Here is an 18371-nt window from a genome sequence, read left to right as displayed (position 1 = left end):
CAAGCGTGAATCGAATCAATCGGTTGACTGCACCGCCGAGGCATCATCGGGCCACCTTTGAGGTGTCCGCGATGCCTCGGCGATGGATCAGGCAGCCTCGGCGGGGGCGGTCGTCAGACTGCGGCGACGCAGCCATTCGGCCACCCAGATCAGTGCGGCAATGAAGAGGAACAGGCAGGTCGAGACGGCGGCGATCACCGGCGAAATCTGCATCGTGATCTCGTCCCAGAACTGCTTGGGCAAGGTGGTCGACAGACCGCCCGAGCTGAACAGCGCAATCGTGAGTTCGTCGAACGACGTGGCGAAAGCGAACAGGAACGACGACAGCAGGCCGGCCCCCAGAATCGGGAAGGTCACGCGGCGCAGCGTCGCCCACGGGCGGGCCCCAAGGCTGTACGCCGCCAGATCGAGGCGCGTGTCGTAGTTGCGCAGCACCGCCATCATCGTGATGACGACATACGGCACGGCCACCACGGTGTGAGCAATCGTCAGCCCGATGCTCGATCCGACCAGACCGATCTTGGCGAAGAAATAGAACACGCCCACGGCCAGAATCATGCGCGGCACGACAATCGGCGCCAGCACGAATGCCAGCATGCCCGCCTTGCCCCGCATGCCGCCGCGCACCAGCAGGAACGCCGCCGGCGTGCCGATCAGCATCGACAGCACCCCTGCGCCGATACCGACGAGCATCGAGCGCGTGATCGCCTGCATCCACAGCGGCGAATCCCAGATCATCTGGTACCACTGCAACGAGAAGCCCTTGGGCGGCCACGTCAGTCCCGATGCCGAATCGAACGAGATCGGAATCATCAGCATCGCGGGCGCCGCGAGGAACACGATCAGCAGGAACACCACCACACGCAGGCCAAGCCCATCGCCCTGCGCGCTGCGGCTGCGCGGCAACGCACGCAACAGCAAATCGGTAACGTTGCCCAGCGCTGCCAGCACGTGCTCACCCAGCACTCGGGTCCAGCCGCCACGGCGCTTGCCCGGCTTGCTGTCACCCGCGCCACCGGCCATCGTCGAGAGCCCGACCATGCGGTCGTAGATGAAGAACACCACCAGCACCACGGCGAGCAGCAGCACGGAAATCGCGCCCGCAAAGCCCCAGTTCAGCGCCTGCATCACCTGATCGATGATGAGCTGCGTGATCATCGTTTCATGACGTCCGCCCAGCAGCGTCGGCGTAATGAAGAAGCCGATCGACGTGACGAACACCATCAGCGCACCGGCAGCCACCCCCGGCAGCGACAGCGGGAAATACACCCGCCAGAACACCGTGCCCGGGCGTGCACCCAGCGTCGATGCGGCGCTCGGCAGGCGGCGGTCGATGTTCTCCATCACCGAGAGCATGGTGAGCACAGCCAGCGGCATGAGCGCGTGCACCATGCCGACGATCACCGAGGGGAAGTTGTAGAGCAGCGACAGCGGCGCATCGATGATGCCCAGATCCATCAGCGTGCGATTGACCACGCCGTTACGGCCGAGCAGCACGACCCATGCGAAGGTGCGCACGAGAAAGCTCGTCCAGAACGAGAGCAGCACCCAGAACAGCAGACGCTGCTTGCGCGCGCCGGTCAGCGTCGAGAGCCGGTAGGCGATCGGGTAACCGGTGAGCACCGCGAAGAAGGTGGTGTAGAGCGACACCTTCAGCGTGATGAGCAACACCTCGACGTACACCGACGAGGCGAACAAGCGTTGATATTCGGCGAGCGTGAAACCGGCTTCGCCACGAATGCTCAACAGCAGCAACTGGCCGACCGGATACACCAGCATCACCATCAGCAGGATGACGATGGGCGCAGCCATGAGCACCGGGCGCAACCGGCCGCGCCAGCGCGGACGGCGCGGCGCGGGGTGCACGGGGCTCGATGAAGGCGAAGAAGGACGGACCACGGCGGAAGCACTCATGACTTACCCCGCGATGGCCACAGCGTCGTCGGCACGCCATGCAAGGCCGAGCGTCTGCCCGATCTCGAAGCGGTTGCCGCGGCGATGCGTCGGAAACGCCGCGATCAGCGACTTGCTCGTGTCGCTGCCCGTGGCCTGCGATTGCAGATACAGCTTGGTCATGCCGCCCGTGACCATGATGTCGGTGAGCTTCGCCGAAATCGTCGCTACGCCGTCAGCACTCGCCGCCCCTTCCTGCACGTGCAGGTTCTGCGGACGCAACATCAGCTTGACCGGCTTGCCGCGCTCGACCTGCGGGTCGTAGACCATCGCGGCACCGCCCTCCACGCCCGGCATCGCCACGCGCACCTGATCGCCGGCACGCTCCAGCACCGTGGCGTCGAGCAGGTTCGATTCGCCGAGGAAGTCGGCCACGAACACACTCTTCGGACGGAAATACAGATCGTCGGGCGTGCCCAGTTGCGCGATCTCGCCTGCGTTCATCAGGCAGATGCGATCGGACATCGTCATCGCTTCTTCCTGATCGTGCGTCACGTACACGATGGTCGTGCCCAGTTCGCGGTGAATGCGCTTGATTTCGAGCTGCATGTGATCGCGCAGCTTCTTGTCGAGCGCCCCCAGCGGCTCGTCCATCAGAATGATCGACGGCCGGTAGACCATGCAGCGCGCGAGTGCAATGCGCTGCTGCTGACCACCGGAGAGCTCGCGCGGATAGCGCTCGGCCACGTGCGGCAGGTGCACCATCTCCAGCGCCTGCATCACCTTCTGGCGCGCGGTGGCGCTGTCGGTGCGACGCATCTGCAACGGGAACGCGATGTTCTCCGCCACGGTCATGTGAGGGAACAGCGCGTAGTTCTGGAACACCATGCCGATGTCGCGCTCGTACGGCGCACCGTACGTGACATCGGCCCCGTTGATGCGGATAGCGCCCGCATCGGGCTGCGACAGACCGGCGATCAGCGAGAGCAGCGTGGTCTTGCCCGAGCCGCTAGGCCCGAGCAAGGTCAGAAATTCGCCCTGGGCGACGTCGAGATCGGTCGGTGCAAGTGCGACGAAATCGCCGTAGCGCTTGCAGAGGCCCGAAACTTGGAGATTGGCAACGGTCATGAGATCAGCACCCGTAAAAACGTGAAACGGAACCGCAGGTGAGGATCAGGTCAGGATCCAGCGATTGAAACGCTCGAGCGCCGCGCTCTGGTTCTGTTGCCAGAACTTTGCGTCGATATGCACGCCGCTCTTCATGTTCTCGGGGAACGTCGGGCAGTTTTTGGCGATCTCGGGCTTGACGTAGTTGAACGCCTCGGGCTGCGTCATACCGGCCGGGAAATACTTGACCAGTTCGGCCTGACGCTTCGGGTCGCTCGCAAACTTGATGAACTCACGGCAGGCGGCCGCGTTGGGCGTGCCCTTGAGAATCGACCAGTTGTCGCAACCCCAGATGTTCTGGTTCCACACGATCTGCACCGGCACGCCGTTGGCTTGTGCCGACTGTGCACGCGAGGCCCACGTGGCCACCATGTCCACTTCGCCCGAACCGAGCATCTGCTCGACTTGTGCGCCGGTGGTCCACCACACGTCAACGTGCTTGGCGATCTTGTCCAGACTCTTGAACGCACGATCGAAGTCGGCCGGATACACCGAACCCGCCGCCACGCCGTCGGCGAGCAACGCTTCTTCGATGGTGTCGAACGGATACTTGCGAATCGAACGGCGGCCCGGGAAATCCTTCACGTTCCACAGGTCGGCCCACGACGTCGGTGCTTTGCGGCCCTTGAACGCGTCGGTGCGATAGGCGAGCACCGTGGAATACACGTTGGTGCCCACGCCGAACGGCGACATGTACTGCGGCGGAATCTTGGCGATGACCGGGTCGGCTTCGAGACCGTGGCGCTCCAGATACTCCTTGCCCCCCGAAGTCAGCAGCAGAATGGCCGGCTGGCTGATCTTGGCCATGTCCCACGTGTAGCTGCCCGCATCGACCATGCTCTTGATCTGCGCGGTCGGCTCGGCATTGGCCTGCACGCCCACCACCTGAATACCGGTCTTCTCGAAGAACGGCTTGTAGTACACGGCGTCGTACGCCTTGGTGTAGATACCCCCGTCGTCGCGCACCACGATGCGCTTGGTGGCGGCGCGCGAGGGCGTCCACACGAACGGGAACGCCACGGCAGCGGCACCCACGAGCGCCGTCTTCATGGCGGTGCGGCGACCCGGTTGCGCAAGCGCTTCGGTGCTTTGGTTGTCTGCGAGATCGCTGGGATTACTGGGGAGTGCGGAGGTCTTGCGTTTCATCGTGGTCTCCGGTCTGGGAGGGTTGGGCGCGGCGACGATCGGTGCAGTCGGTACGGTCAGGAACTTAGGCACCGGCCGCCGCGCGCGCAGTTATGGCAACTCAACAACACTTGCGATAAAGCTATGAAACAACTGTGAAACGAGGGGATGAATTCGGGGGATCGGTGAATCAGGGAATCAGGCGGCCCGGGTTGAGCAACTGCCGCGGATCGAGTGCCGCCTTCACGGTGCGCATGAGGGCAAGTTCGGCCGTCGACTTGTAGCGCGCCATCAGCGGCAGGCCCGTCTGGCCCACACCATGCTCGGCGCTGAACGTGCCCGACAGGCGTGCTGCCACGTCGTTCACGCAGGCACGCATCGCGTCGCCCATGCTCGCCGAATCGCTGAGCGCTTCCCATGCGTCGAACGAGAACATCGGGATGAAGTGCACGTTGCCGTCGCCCATGTGGCCGACGATCGCGATGTCGAGGCCCGGCACGATGTCATGCACGGCACGCGTGGCCGCCGCGATGAATTCGGGCACGCTCGAGACCGGCACGGCGCAATCGGTGGTCAGGCCGACAGCGGCCTTCTTGTTGGCTTCGCTCACGCTGTGACGCACTTCCCACAGGTCGGCGCGCTGGGTCTCGTTCGCGGCGATGACCGCGTCTTCGACCAGTCCTTGTTCGATCGCCACACCCAGCGTTTCAGTCAGCACCGCTTCGAGCACGTCGGCGTCGCGGGTGTCGCCCAATTCGACCAGCACATGCCACGTATGCTCGCCTGCCAGCGGATTGCGGCGATTGGGCACATTGGCGAGCACCAGATCGAGCTGGTGACGGTTCATGATTTCGAAGGCCGACAGGCGCGAGCCGCAGGCGCTCTGGAACATGCCGAGAATTTGCAGCGCGGCCGCCGGATCGCGCGGCGCAAACCACGCGAGCGAGTGATGCGTGGGCAGCGGATGCAGTTTGAGCGCCGCCGCCGTGATGATGCCCAACGTGCCTTCGGCGCCGATGAACAGATGCTTGAGATCGATACCGGTGTTGTCTTTGCGCAGTGCGCGCAGCCCGTCCCAGACGGTGCCGTCGGCGAGCACGACTTCGAGGCCGAGCACGTTCTCGCGCGTGTTGCCGTAGCGCAGCACGCTGGTGCCGCCCGCATTGGTCGAGAGCGTGCCGCCGATCTGGCACGACCCTTCCGCGCCGAGGCTCACCGGGTACAGACGGCCGACATCAGCGGCGGTGTCTTGCACGGTCTTCAGAATGCAACCGGCTTCCACCACCATCGACCCGTTGGCGGCATCGACTTGGCGGATGTGACGCATGCGCGCCAGATTGATGATGACGGGCGCACGGCCGTCGTTGGCCGGAACCGAGCCGCCACACAGGCTCGTGTTGCCGCCTTGCGGCAGGATGGGGACGCCCGCAGCAGCGCAGAGCTTCACGACGGCGCTGACCTGTTCGGTCGACGACGGCAGCACGACGCACAGCGCTTCGCCGTGGTAACGGCCGCGCCAGTCTTCGGTGTAGCCGTCGGTGTCGGCGGCGCCGGTGAGCACAGCCGTCGTGCCCAGCGTGGCCTGCATCTGCCCAATCAGCGTCTCATGCGTTACAGCGTCGTTCATTGCCCACCTGCTCCTGAATGAATCCACTCGTCTGGCGATCCGATGTGATCAAGGATAGGCGAGAAAAAATTGCAATAAAATCTCTTTAATTGCATTGCGATTGAATTAGGTGTTTATGCGGATGCGCCTCATACGACGGTCAATGCCCTCGTGAGTTAAGTGATAATGACCGACGTCATCCGAAATCATCCGATCGTCCAACCCGACGCGAGGTGCAGTCGACATGCCAGAAGCTACACACTTCATCGGCAACCAATGGGTCGCGCCGGCGAAAAGCCCGGCGATTCCCGTCATCGACCCGTCCGATGGTCAGCCGTTCACACAAATCGCCCGCGGCGACGCCGAAGATATCGACCGCGCCGTGAAAACGGCCCGCGCGGCGTTCGATGGCGAATGGGGGGCCTTCTCCGCTGCCGAGCGGGGCCGCGTGCTCTACGCCATTGCCAACACCCTCGCCAAACACCACGAAGCCCTCGCGCAGCTCGAAGCGCGCGACACCGGCAAGCCGCTCAAGCAGGCGCGCGCCGATGCGGCGGCCATCGTGCGTTACTTCGAGTTCTACGCCGGTGCCGCCGACAAGCTGCACGGCGAAACCATCCCGTATCAGCAGGGCTACACCGTCTTTACCGTGCGCGAGCCGCATGGCGTGACGGGGCACATCATTCCCTGGAACTACCCGTTGCAGATCTTCGGGCGCAGTGTCGCTGCGGCGCTCGCCACCGGCAACGCGTGCGTGGTCAAACCGGCCGAAGACGCCTGCCTGTCGTTGCTGCGGGTGGCAGAACTCGCCGCCGACGCCGGTCTCCCGCCCGGTGCGCTCAACCTCGTGACGGGTTACGGCGCCGAGGCCGGTGCGGCGCTGGCACGGCACCCGGACATCGATCACATCTCGTTCACGGGCTCGCCTGCAACCGGCATGCTGATCTCGCAGATGGCCGCCGAAAATCACACGCCGGTCACGCTTGAGCTGGGCGGCAAGTCGCCGCAGATCGTGTTCGCCGATGCCGACATGGACGCCGTGTTGCCGGTCGTCGTGAACGCCATCGTGCAGAACGCCGGGCAGACCTGTTCTGCCGGCAGCCGTCTGCTCGTGGAGCACGACGCCTATGAAACGGTGCTTGCGCATCTGGCCGAAGCGTTTGCAAAGCTGCGCGTCGGGCCTTCGCACGACGATCTCGATCTCGGGCCGCTCATCAACGCGAAGCAACAGCAGCGCGTGTGGGACTTCCTCTCCGAAGCGCAGCACGACGGCATTGCGCTGATGTCGCAAGGCGAAGTCGTCGGCAGTGCGCCGGAAAGCGGTTTCTATCAGGCGCCGACCTTGCTGCGCGATGTGCCAGCCGGACATCGGCTCGCCCGCGAGGAGGTGTTCGGGCCGGTGCTCGCCGCGATGCCCTTCACCGACGAAGCCGATGCCGTGCGGCTCGCCAACGGCACGTTGTACGGCCTCGCCGCTGGCGTGTGGACGCAAGACGGCGGACGCCAGATGCGTCTCGCCCGCTCGATTCGCGCGGGGCAGGTGTTCATCAACAACTACGGCGCAGGCGGCGGCGTGGAGTTGCCCTTCGGCGGCATGCGGCACTCCGGCCACGGACGCGAGAAAGGTTTCGAAGCGCTGTACGGCTTCACCACGCTCAAGACCGTTGCTATCCGGCACGGATGATTCCCTGACACCTGATTCTCATCAGGCACGGAGGAGACAAGGCATGCGTTTGCAAGACAAAGTGGCGATTGTCACAGGGGCGGGCTCGGGTTTCGGTGAAGGTATCGCTAAGACGTTCGCACGCGAAGGCGCTGCGGTGATCGTCAACGATCTGAATCGCGAAGCGGGCGAGCGCGTTGCCAACGAGATTACCGACGCGGGCGGACGTGCCGCGTTCGTCTACGGCGACGTGTCGCGCGAGGGCGATCACGTCACCCTGCTCGACGAGGCCGTGACGCGCTTCGGCCAGTTGGACATCGTGGTGAACAACGCGGGCACCACCCATCGCAACAAGCCGCTGCTGGAAGTGACGGAAGCCGAGTTCGATCGCGTGTATGCGGTCAACGTCAAGAGCATCTTCTGGAGCGCGCGGGCGATGGTCCCCTACTTCCTGCAACGCGGCGGCGGTGTGATGATCAACATCGCCTCCACCGCAGGCGTGCGGCCACGCCCGGGGCTCGTCTGGTACAACGGCAGCAAAGGCGCCGTGATCACCGCCAGCAAGGCCATGGCCGCCGAATTCGGGCCGAACAACATTCGCGTGAACTGCGTCAATCCGGTCATCGGCGACACGGGCCTGACCGCCGACTTCATGGGCGTGCCCAACACCCCCGAGAACCGCGCCAAATTTCTCGCCGGCATTCCCCTCGGACGCTTCTCCACCCCGCAGGACATCGCCAACGCCTGCCTTTATCTGGCCAGCGACGATGCCGCGTTCATCACCGGCGTCTGCCTCGAAGTGGACGGCGGGCGCTGCATCTGACATCGCCCGGCATCGCTTTTGCCTTTGTTTTTTTGTGATTGCAGTTCGTGCAGCCGATCGCACCGAAGTACTGAAGCACCGTAGTTGTCGAACACACACACCATAACGACAGACAACACAACGTCATTCCGGAGGAGATCCGTATGAATAGCATTCCGACGCCCCCCACGCCGATGGCAGACTCGCTACCGGCGGGCTTCGAAGAGGCCACCTACCGCAAGGTGGGCTGGCGGTTGATTCCGTTTTTGCTGCTGTGCTACGTGGTCGCGTACCTCGATCGCGTGAACGTGGGCTTTGCCAAGTTGCAGATGGTCGGCGATCTGCAATTCTCCGAGACGGTGTTCGGCCTCGGCGCCGGCATCTTCTTCATCGGCTACTTCATCTTCGAAGTGCCGAGCAACGTGATCCTGCACCGCGTCGGCGCACGCGTGTGGATCGCCCGCATCATGATTTCGTGGGGCATCATCTCGGGCGCGACGATGTTCGTCACCACGCCCTCGATGTTCTACGTCATGCGATTCCTGCTCGGCGTGGCCGAAGCGGGCTTCTTCCCCGGCATCATTCTCTACATCACCTATTGGTACCCGGCCTCGCGGCGCGGACGCATGACGGCATGGTTCATGACGGCCGTGGCGCTCTCGGGGCTGATCGGCGGGCCGATCTCGGGCTGGATTCTCAAGGACATGACAGGCGTCTCCGGGCTGGCCGGCTGGCAATGGATGTTCCTGCTCGAAGCGATTCCGTCGGTGATTATCGGCATCGTGGTGCTGTTCGTGCTCGATGACCGCATTCGCGATGCGAAGTGGCTCAACGAAGCCGAGAAGTCCATGCTGGAACGCAACATCGCAAGCGACGTGCTCACCAAGGAAGATCTGCCGCTCGCGCAGGTGTTCTCGAGCCCGCGCGTGTGGATGATGAGCCTGATCTACTTCTCGTTCGTGATCGGCCTCTACGGCGTCGGCTTCTGGCTGCCGACGATCGTCAAGGGCACCGGTGTGACCGACCCGCTGCAAATCGGGCTGCTCACCGCGATTCCGTACTTCTTCGCGGTGATTGCGATGGTGCTGGTCGGCCGGCGCTCCGACGTGCGCGGCGAGCGCCGCTGGCACATCGCCATCCCGGCATTCATCGGTGCGGTGGGGCTTTTCCTGTCGACGACGTGGAGCCACAACACGCAACTGGCCATGCTCGCGCTCACGTTCGGCACCATGGGCATCATGATCGTGCTGCCGCTGTTCTGGAGCCTGCCCACGGCGTTTTTGGGCGGCACGGCGGCGGCGGCCGGTATCGCGATGATCAACTCGCTGGGCAACCTCGCGGGCTTCGTGGGCCCCTACCTGATCGGCTTTCTCAAAGACACCACGCAAAGCACCAACAGCGGCATGTATCTGCTCACCGCCTTCATGGTGATCGGCGGCCTGCTTACGCTGGCCGTGCCGGCGCGGCTGGTGAACCAGTGAAAACGATGTCCGGTCGAGGCAATTCCGGCGTGCCGGGCGGATGAATTTTTCGACGCGCCGCTGGATCGCTGTATAAAACAGCGTCTTGATCGCCAAGACCGAGACGCGGCGGGCGTTGTAGTCGAGTGCCCGCCTTGGGAGTAACATGCATCAGGCCATCCGCTCCGGGATGGCCTGTTTTTTTCCCCGAAACCGCATGTCCGCCAACGACTCACAGACGACGCCGGCCGGCGTCTCGCTCACGCCCGCCGAGATCAAGTCGATTCTCTCCGGCCTGCTGCTGATCATGTTTCTCGGCTCGCTCGACCAGACCATCGTCGCGCCGGCGCTGCCGACGATTGCCCGCGATCTGGGCAGCTTCGACGCCGTGTCGTGGGTGGTCACCGCGTATCTGCTCTCGTCGACCGCGATCACGCCGATCGTCGGCAAACTCTCCGATCTGTTCGGGCGGCGCGGCATCATCGCGCTGAGTGTCGCGGTGTTTCTGGTCGGCTCGATTCTGTGTGCGCTCGCGCCCAGCATGCTCACACTCATCATTGCGCGCGGCGTGCAGGGGCTCGGCGGCGGCGGGTTGATCGCGCTGTCCAATACGGTCATCGCCGATATCGTCTCGCCGCGCGAACGTGGCCGTTATCAGGGCTATATCTCGGGGATGTTTGCGGTCTCGGGCGTTGCCGGGCCAGTGACGGGCGGCGTGTTTGCGCAGTACCTCAACTGGACGCTCATCTTCTGGATCAACATTCCGCTGGGCCTGCTCGCGATCTATCTGAGCGACCGCGCACTGCGCCGCCTGCCCCGCCGTGTCGGGCGCCCGACCATCGATTATCTGGGCTCGCTGCTGTTGATCGTGTCGACGGTGGCGTTACTGCTCGCGCTCACGTGGGGCGGTCATCGTTACCCGTGGGTGTCGAAGGAAATTGTCGGCTTGATCGTGGTGACGGTCGTGGTCGGCGCCGCGTTTTTGCGACGCCAGCGCAGTGCGGCCGAGCCGTTGCTGCCGCTCGCTTTGCTCGCCAACCCGGTGTTTCGCGTGACCTCGACGATGGCCGTGCTGGTGATGATGGTGAACATCAGCATCGGCATCTACGTGCCGCTTTATCTGCAATTGCAACGCGGCCAGTCGGCCAGCAGTTCCGGCCTGATGCTGATTCTGCCGTTGCTCGGCATTGTGATCGGGGCGCTCTCCTCCGGGCACTACATGCGGGCGACCGGACATTACAAACGCCCGCCGCAAATCGGGTTGCCTGCCGCGTTGCTTGGGCTTGCGGTGATCGCCATCGGCGTGGAGTCGCTGCCGCTCGTGGTCATCGGTGCGTGTCTGGGGCTGGTGGGCATCGGTTTCGGTTCCGCAATGCCGGTGATGACCGTGGCCACGCAGAACGCTGTCGCGCCGCGCGATATCGGTATCGCCACCGCCGCGCACGCGTTCTTCCGTGCACTGGGCGGCATGATCGGCGTCGCTCTGTTCGGGGCAATCATCGTCGGGTTGCTGGTGATGGGCGGCGACGGTTCGGCACCGCACGAGTTGACTGACTTCCTGCGACCCGGCGGGGCACCGGCCGGTATGGAAGATCATCTGCGTCTCGCGTTCGGGGCATTCTTCGGCGGCAGCGCACTCGTCGCGGCACTCGCCATCGTGGCGCTCAGCCGGCTGCCGGAAATTCCGCTGCGGCAGAGCTCTGCGAATGAGGCGGTGGCGGCGATCGATTGAGTGGCGTGAGTGTCGAGAGAGCCGGCTGGAACGGGTAATTGAGGGCGCGCCTCTACGGCGGATGAGCGCTGCATGAAAGTGACGGGGCAGGCGCGGCGGCACGATGTTTCTCATCGTCTCCGCCCTCCTTGTCATAGGACTCCGCCGTGCTTCCAGTCAACGCTTACCATGCCACCCCGCCGCGCTCGCCGGCCGATTCCATCGCCGACAATTCGTCGTCGACGATCTCCGGATCCACCGACAGCGGAAGGCCTGCTGTCGATGACCATCCTACGATGCGCGGTGCTCCGGGCGGTGACTTCAATCACCCTGAGCACCGCGACCGCGCAAACGCAACACGTCGGGATGCGCAGCAAGCGCGCAGTGCCGCGTTATCCCGTATCTCGCCCGCCATCGCGCTGAACGCAGCAGAAGACGCACTCATTCGCGCTGCCGCCGAACTGCCCGATGCCGCACTCGACGCCGCACTGCAAGTCATCGTCGCGAATCCGAACGGCCCGCAATTCTGGGAATTGTGCGACGGCCTCCGGCGGCTTCCCCTTGCCGAGGCACAACGTCTGTTTGGCCGTCTGACGGGGAGACTCGAAGCGTCTGCCTTGAGCCCGGAATGGGGACAGGCGTTCGAGCATCTGGTGGCGTTGCGGATTCCCCTGCAACACCGGATCGCCGAAGCCATTCTGGCCATCCTTCCCAACTCGGAAGACGATCGCCACGGGCATGCGTTCGCACTGGCGAGCGAGTCGGTGGAGGCGCGTCTCGACGCCGCGTGGTTGCAACAGACGCACGCCATGTCGATGGCACCGTCTTCGGGCGCCGCGACACCCGACGCAACGCCCTCGCTCACGTGGGAAAACACGCTCGTCAGCCTTCGACGCACGGGCGACTATTGCAATCCCTCCCGGCTGACCCGGCTGGCGCGAGTGATTCCCTCTCTGCCCGAACACAGCAGGAGTGCGGCGGCCGTAAGCACGCTGAAGGCTGGCATCGACGCTGAGGAAGGCGAGATCACCGGGGGCTGGGGCGAACTCGCGGCGGTGCTGATGGACGTCACCCCCGAGCGGGATCGCGTGCCGCTGGCGCAAGCGCTGCTCGATGCCGTCGCGCTCGCCTCGCATCCGGTCGAAACCATGGACGTTCTGAAAGCGCTGGCTCAGGCGGTGCCGCTTTGTCCCGAGGACCACGCCGACGTCATCGTGAGCACGCTCACGAACTTCGCGGCGATGCGCGCGGAATATACGCAACTGAACATCTTCACGACCGAGCAATCGCTCGACGCGCTGCAAGCGGTGCGCAACGCCACCGAGTTGGATCAAGCGCGACGTTACCCATTGCCCGATTTCGATGCCCTGCTCAGCGAAGCGCTGGAAAGCCTTGCCGAGCGCGTCTACGGGACGTAATCGGTTGAACGGAAACCAAAGCCCGCTCGCGGGCCCCGTGACACTCTGCCGCTCCCCTCATATCAACGGAGCTCGACGTGTTCCCTTCCGCCCTTTCCGGTAACGCTCCGCAGCGACTGACACACCTAACGCACGACGGTGAACCCGCGGCGAAACGCCATCAAACCGAGCTGCCTTCGTTCGCCGCCGATTTTGATGGCGCATGCGATTCGAATTTCTGCTTCGTCACGAGCTTCTCACCCGCATGCGTACCCCCCGCAGCGCCCCGCCTCACGCAAGTTGTCACGCCTCGCCGCACGCTCGATGTCGATCGCGTCGTACCGGCGGGCATCACGGACGGCACCTTGATCAATATCGCCGACGATCTGAAAAGCCTATCGGCGTTGGCCACACGCGCGCATCTGACAACGTCCCCGCTACCCGAAGCGAAACGGCATTTCGAGCGCCTGCTCGCTTCGCTCGAGGCGAGTCCGAACCTGACCTGTTGGCGTTCGGCGTTCGAAAATCTGCTGAACTTGCACGACACGCTGGAACAACGAACCGCGCACGCCATGGTCGACTTACTGTTCGATGCTTCTGCCGAACAGCACTTGCCGGAAGCCAAAGCACTGGTGCGTACCGCACGTAACGCGCGTTTCGACAACGTGCTGCGCAGCCGTCTCGAGGCTATCGCCGCCATGCCGCCAGCCACGAGGCTGAATGCATGGCGCGACACGCTCGCCGCGATCCAGCGCTGCGAGGGGTACTACGAGGCGTCGACAGCCAACCGGTTGGCGAAATGCATCGGTGCCTTACCCGAGACGGATCGGGAGGTGGCCATACTTGGGATGTTGAGCGACGGGGCGAAGGTCATACGCGGCCCGGGATGGAATTCGCTAGCAACGACGTTGTACAGAACCTGTGCGGCCGAGTCGCTCCCCCGGGTCATGCGGGCGACGCTCGACGCCGCCACCCACGCCCACGTGCACGATGCGGATATCAAGGACGCGGTGATGACGACCGCGCAGCATATCGATCGCTGTCCGCTACAGGATGCCGAATACGTACTTCAGCGACTGGTGGCGATCACTACGCTGGAAGACGAGTACGACCATCTGGGCTTTACCGATCTCGACGCCATCTCGATGTTGCGCGATCTGCGCCACTTCAGTAACGACGACAGACGTGCCTACCATCGGCCGAACTTTGACTATCTGATTCAGCAGCAGTGTAGCTACGCGGCAGACTAGGCCGGTAGAGAGACGAATGCGAAAACGCCAGCCGCATGGGCTGGCGTCGTCTTATGCCGCTCAGGCCGTCGCGCAGGCCCGGTAGTGGCGATTGGCCTGTTCCATCTGGCCAAGCCCTTCGAAGAGCTGCGCGAGCGCCAGATGCAGGCGCTGTTGCAGATGACGGTCGTCGGTGTGGCGCAACGCGCCTTCGAGGAACGTCTGCGCCTTGCCCCACAAGCGCTGATGCTGGCAGAGCTTGCCCAGTGCGTAGAGCAGGTCGGGATCGTTCGGGTGGCGTTGCTGCCACGCTTCGGCCTTCTGGATGAGCGGCAGGGCGTCGCCCCCCGCACAGTCGGCATAGCGGCGCAGCAGGCGCGGGTCCCAATGCTCGGCCAACGCGGCCTCGACAATGTCGCGGGCTTCACGCGGACGATCGAGCGCAATCAGCAACTCCGCCGCGACATCGGCCGTGCGCGACGACGTGCGCGCGTCGGCCGGCAACTCGTGCCAGCACTTGAGCAGCGCATCAGCATCGTGGCGGTGATCGCGCAGAATGCCTTCGCTGGCCGTCTGCTTGAGCTTGGCCGCCAGCGCCGGATGCAGCGCTTCACGCTTCTCCAGCACCTTGAGCAGGTTCAGGACCTCCGGCCAGTGCTTCAGGTGCTGATGCGCGCGCAGGGCCACCAGTTGCGCCTGCATACGCCGTGCGCCTTGCGCCCGCATTTCGGTCAGCGCTTCGAGCGCGCCTTCTGCGTCGCGGGTATCGACGCGCAACTCGGCCGTCTGCAACAGACGGGCTTCTTCGAGATTCGCGCCCTGTGCTTCGGCCAGCCACGTGTCGCGACGTGCAAACTCACGCATGCGATGCGCCGCGCGGGCGCCGATGATGGCCGCCACGCCGCGGTTATCGTCCTGCTCGGCCGCTTCACGTGCCGCTTTTTCGGCGCGCGTGTAACGACCGGCAAAGAGGTTGGCCACCGCGTCGCGCAAGGCGATGTTCGCGCGACGGCTGCGTTGGCGATTGCGGTAGGCCGCGACGCGCTCCGGCATCTTGTAGATGTTGCGCAGCACGCGAATGATGACGTACAGCGCGAAGAACAGTGCCAGCAGTGCCAGCACGAACAGGTTCAGCGAAACGTCCACACGGTACGGCGGCACCAGCATCACCACCTGCCCGTGATTGAACGTGGCCAGCACGGCAAAGCCGGCCGCCACCGCGAACAGGAGCGTCAACCAGATCAATCCTCTCATCCAGAGCTCCTTACGGCTTGTCCTTGACGTCCTTGACCTGACCGATGGCGGTCAGGCTGGCGTCAAGCGTGGGCAGTTCGATGGTGCGGGCGCCCGAATCGACCTGATCGAGCAACGTTTTGACCGCACCGATGCGACGCGACTTGCCGTCGAAGTACTTGTCGAGCGCCGCTTGCGCCACCAGCACGTCGGTGTGCACGGCGGCCGCATTGCGCGCGAGCAGCGCCAGACGCGCATTCAGCAGGCGCAGCTTCAGGTTGGCCCGCAGGAACGCCCCTTGTTCCGGCGCGACGAGCATCACGTCCGGGTCGTCCAGACGGCGCACCTGCACCAATTGCTTGAGACTGCCGAGCATTTCGCCCGACAAACGGTCCAGCGTGGCGCGCCAGCCGGTGTCGCCCGCGCCGCTCGGACCCGTGGCGTCGGACTTCGGAGCGGCACGTTGCTCTTCCGCTTGCAACGGCAGGGTATCGATCATCGCAATGGCCTGATCGAGCTTGCCGGTCAGTTGGGGCAAATCGGCGGCCGGGACGGCCTTCAGACGGTCGATGTCCTTCTTGAGCGCATCGCGAACGCCGGCCAGTTGCGGTGCACCGGTGCGTGCCAGACGGGCATCGGCACCTTCGAGCGCAATCAGCGCGCCGCGCACGTTGCCGGTGAGCTGCAACTGCTGGTTGGCACTCGTGACGATCTGCTCGGTTTCGGCCAGCACCCACTCGTCGCGGTTGTGCGCGAGTTCCTGATAGAGCTGCTCCAGCGAGGCCTGCTGACTGCGCGAATCAGCCACGCGGCCTTCGAGCGCCGTCAGCCGGTTTTGCAAATCGCGCTGATTATCGAGCGCCTGTGCGGTGCGCACCTGCGCCTGCATGACCTGCGCGTCGCCGGCCTGCGCGCGGCGGGCCATCTCCTGCTGCACGCGGTCGAGCTTCTGATTGAGGGACCAGCCGCCGATACCGGCGCCGGCCGACACCAGCACGAAGAGCAGCCACGGCAGGGCTGCCCCGCTGCCACGGCGCTTTTGCGGCGGCTCGGGCGGTGTCCACGCGGGCGGCACACCCGCAGTGCCGTAGGTCGCGGACGAAGGGCTCGACGCCGCCGGGCCGGTCGATGCCGGCGAATTTGGGGAAGACTCAGGAACGCGATTATCTGTCGTCATGCTTGACTTGAATGGGATCCGCCCATGTTTTGAGTGCCGCCAGCAAGTTCTCGTCGCCAGCCGCGCACTGCGTAATCCTATCAAACCCCGCAGCCCGCGCGGCATCGGCGATGCGCGCATGCGACGTAAAGCACGGCGCAGCAAGGATTTGCGCCAGAACGTGCGGGGTGCCGGGCGTATGTACGCCTTCTTGTGTTCCGTATCGGGCCGCCAGCATCGTCGCCAGATGGCGCACGGCTTCGGAGCTGGTCAGTACCCATGCGCAAGGCACGCTGGAGGCCAGCCGTGCTTCGAGCGCCGCCCACGCAGCCGAATCCGGGGCTGGGGCACGTCGAGTGTACGCGCTCACGATGTCGACCTGAGCGCCGGCAGCGCGCAGTGTGTCTGCGAGCAGCTCACGCCCGCCGTCGCCGCGCACGATCAGCACGCGGCGTCCGGCCAGTGCGGCGACATCGAGTTCTGCCAGTAACGCTTCGGAATCGAAGCGTGCATCGGGGCCGCCCGGCGGCACGATCACTTGATGCTGCGGCGGTGCAATGCCCGCTTCAGCCAGCGCCTGTGCGCTGCCCGGGCCAACGACGGCCACCGGCAGCGATACCGGCCAATACGCCGTTGCAGCACTCGCGCCCGACTTCAGAAACACGAGCCGCGACAACGCGTGTGTCACGGCATTCGGCGAGACGAACACCGCCAGTGCGTACGACGAGAGATCGTGCAGCGCGGTATCGAGCGCCGCCAGCGCGGCGGCGTCGGCTTGCGCCGCAATGTGCAGCAACGGGAAGGCGAACGAGTCGATGCCTTCCGCTTGCAGGGCGGCGGCGAGTGCACCGCTCTGCCCGTCGGGACGCGTCAGGATGACACAGCGTGAGGGAACCGGCGCGCGCGGGACCAAACGCATCAGTCCTTCGGCTCGGACGGCGGCACCAGTGCCAGCCCGCCCGCGTCGATGAGTTCCTGCGCGACACGCTTGCCAAGGGCTTCGGCACCGGCCACGTCGCCCTGTTCGAGCGTTGCAGCGCCCTCGGCGCGCAGCACCGTAGCACCGTCCGTCGAGGCGATGAACGCGCGCAGCGACAGCGCGCCCTGTGCGTCGAATTCGGCGAATGCACCGAGCGGCACCTGACACGACCCGCCAAGGGCACGCGACACCGCGCGCTCGGCGCTTACGGCCAGCGTCGTGCGGGCGTCATGCAGCGGAGATAGCCATTGCAAGATTTCGGGACGTCCGGCACGCACTTCGATGCCCAATGCGCCCTGACCGGCCGCCGGCAGGCTCGCTTCCGGTGGCAGAATGGCACGGATACGATCCCCCAGACCCAGACGCTTCAGACCGGCAGCGGCGAGGATGATCGCCGAGAAGTCGCCACGGTCGAGCTTGCCCAGACGCGTATCGAGATTGCCGCGCAACGGCGCCACTTTCAGATGCGGATACCGCGTGCGCAGGCTCACCTCGCGACGCAGGCTCGACGTGCCGACCACGGCACCGGCGGGCAGCGCATCGAGGCTGTCGTAGTCGTTACTCACGAAGGCGTCGCACGGATCTTCACGCTCGAGCACCGCAGCAAGCGTAAAGCCCTCGGGCAGTTGCATCGGCACATCCTTAAGCGAATGCACGGCCAGATCGGCACGTCCGTCGGCGAGCGCGAGTTCGAGTTCTTTGACGAACAACCCCTTGCCGCCGACCTTGGCGAGCGAGCGGTCGAGGATCTGATCACCGCGAGTGGTCATGCCGAGGATACTCACGTGACACTGCGGATATAATTTGTGCAGCGCGTCACGCACGTGTTCGGCTTGCCACATGGCGAGCCGGCTCTCGCGCGAAGCGATCACCAGGGTTTCAGGAGCAGCGAAGTTCATTCAGCAACCGCGTGAAGACCAAAAGAAAAAATGGTATCACGCTTGGCCGGC

The 18371-nt window shown here is 64.6% G+C and carries 14 protein-coding genes; 6 read left to right on the top strand and 8 right to left on the bottom strand.

What is annotated here, in order from left to right:
* Positions 1-87: 87 nt before the first annotated feature.
* The 4 genes from PIN31009_RS07205 to PIN31009_RS07190 all read right to left on the bottom strand — a co-directional run bounded on the left by PIN31009_RS07205 (position 88) and on the right by PIN31009_RS07190 (position 5812).
* Complete coding sequence (locus PIN31009_RS07205; RefSeq protein WP_150790245.1) at positions 88-1812, bottom strand: ABC transporter permease subunit; 1725 nt, start codon at positions 1810-1812, stop codon at positions 88-90.
* 105 nt (positions 1813-1917) lie between these two features.
* The gene (locus PIN31009_RS07200) at positions 1918-3021 is read right to left on the bottom strand and encodes an ABC transporter ATP-binding protein (RefSeq protein WP_058375420.1); all 1104 of its coding nucleotides are present in this window, start codon (positions 3019-3021) and stop codon (positions 1918-1920) included.
* A gap of 45 nt (positions 3022-3066) precedes the next feature.
* The gene (locus tag PIN31009_RS07195; RefSeq protein ID WP_246185609.1) at positions 3067-4110 is read right to left on the bottom strand and encodes an ABC transporter substrate-binding protein; all 1044 of its coding nucleotides are present in this window, start codon (positions 4108-4110) and stop codon (positions 3067-3069) included.
* A gap of 265 nt (positions 4111-4375) precedes the next feature.
* Complete coding sequence (locus tag PIN31009_RS07190) at positions 4376-5812, bottom strand: FAD-binding oxidoreductase (RefSeq protein WP_150789793.1); 1437 nt, start codon at positions 5810-5812, stop codon at positions 4376-4378.
* A gap of 223 nt (positions 5813-6035) precedes the next feature.
* On the opposite strand from PIN31009_RS07190, the gene PIN31009_RS07185 reads away from it, so the two are divergent.
* From PIN31009_RS07185 to PIN31009_RS07160, 6 genes are all read left to right on the top strand, one after another.
* Positions 6036-7475 (top strand): aldehyde dehydrogenase family protein, encoded by a 1440-nt coding sequence (locus PIN31009_RS07185; protein ID WP_150789792.1) that lies wholly within the window; start codon positions 6036-6038, stop codon positions 7473-7475.
* A 43-nt stretch (positions 7476-7518) separates the two neighbouring features.
* A complete protein-coding gene (locus PIN31009_RS07180; RefSeq protein WP_150789791.1) occupies positions 7519-8277 on the top strand; it encodes an SDR family oxidoreductase in 759 nt (252 codons plus the stop codon).
* Positions 8278-8420: 143 nt separating this feature from the next.
* Positions 8421-9737: an MFS transporter gene (locus PIN31009_RS07175; RefSeq protein ID WP_150683641.1), complete on the top strand. Its 1317-nt coding sequence runs from the start codon at positions 8421-8423 to the stop codon at positions 9735-9737.
* Positions 9738-9933: 196 nt separating this feature from the next.
* Entirely contained in the window at positions 9934-11448 is a 1515-nt protein-coding gene (locus PIN31009_RS07170) for an MDR family MFS transporter (RefSeq protein WP_174997015.1), read from the top strand.
* 146 nt (positions 11449-11594) lie between these two features.
* Positions 11595-12845 carry a hypothetical protein gene (locus PIN31009_RS07165; RefSeq protein WP_150789789.1) on the top strand — a complete coding sequence of 417 codons (1251 nt, stop codon included), beginning with the start codon at positions 11595-11597 and terminating at the stop codon, positions 12843-12845.
* A gap of 344 nt (positions 12846-13189) precedes the next feature.
* The gene (locus PIN31009_RS07160; protein WP_150789788.1) at positions 13190-14074 is read left to right on the top strand and encodes a hypothetical protein; all 885 of its coding nucleotides are present in this window, start codon (positions 13190-13192) and stop codon (positions 14072-14074) included.
* A 60-nt stretch (positions 14075-14134) separates the two neighbouring features.
* Here PIN31009_RS07160 and PIN31009_RS07155 read toward each other — a convergent pair whose 3' ends face one another.
* Genes PIN31009_RS07155 through hemC form a run of 4 tightly spaced genes read right to left on the bottom strand, consistent with a single transcriptional unit; the run spans position 14135 to position 18320 of the window.
* Complete coding sequence (locus tag PIN31009_RS07155) at positions 14135-15307, bottom strand: heme biosynthesis HemY N-terminal domain-containing protein (protein ID WP_150683637.1); 1173 nt, start codon at positions 15305-15307, stop codon at positions 14135-14137.
* A gap of 10 nt (positions 15308-15317) precedes the next feature.
* Entirely contained in the window at positions 15318-16463 is a 1146-nt protein-coding gene (locus tag PIN31009_RS07150; RefSeq protein WP_174997013.1) for a uroporphyrinogen-III C-methyltransferase, read from the bottom strand.
* A complete protein-coding gene (locus PIN31009_RS07145) occupies positions 16450-17361 on the bottom strand; it encodes a uroporphyrinogen-III synthase (protein WP_150789786.1) in 912 nt (303 codons plus the stop codon). Before PIN31009_RS07145 ends, PIN31009_RS07150 begins: the two co-directional genes overlap by 14 nt.
* Positions 17361-18320 (bottom strand): hydroxymethylbilane synthase, encoded by a 960-nt coding sequence (gene hemC / locus PIN31009_RS07140; RefSeq protein ID WP_150789785.1) that lies wholly within the window; start codon positions 18318-18320, stop codon positions 17361-17363. The genes PIN31009_RS07145 and hemC overlap by 1 nt, the downstream gene beginning before the upstream one ends.
* Positions 18321-18371: the final 51 nt, after the last annotated feature.

It is taken from the genome of Pandoraea iniqua (assembly GCF_902459685.1).
In the GTDB taxonomy this organism is placed as follows: Bacteria; Pseudomonadota; Gammaproteobacteria; order Burkholderiales; family Burkholderiaceae; genus Pandoraea; species Pandoraea iniqua.
The sequence above is the reverse complement of the archived record's forward strand: the minus strand, read 5'-3'. Positions and strand labels throughout refer to the sequence as shown.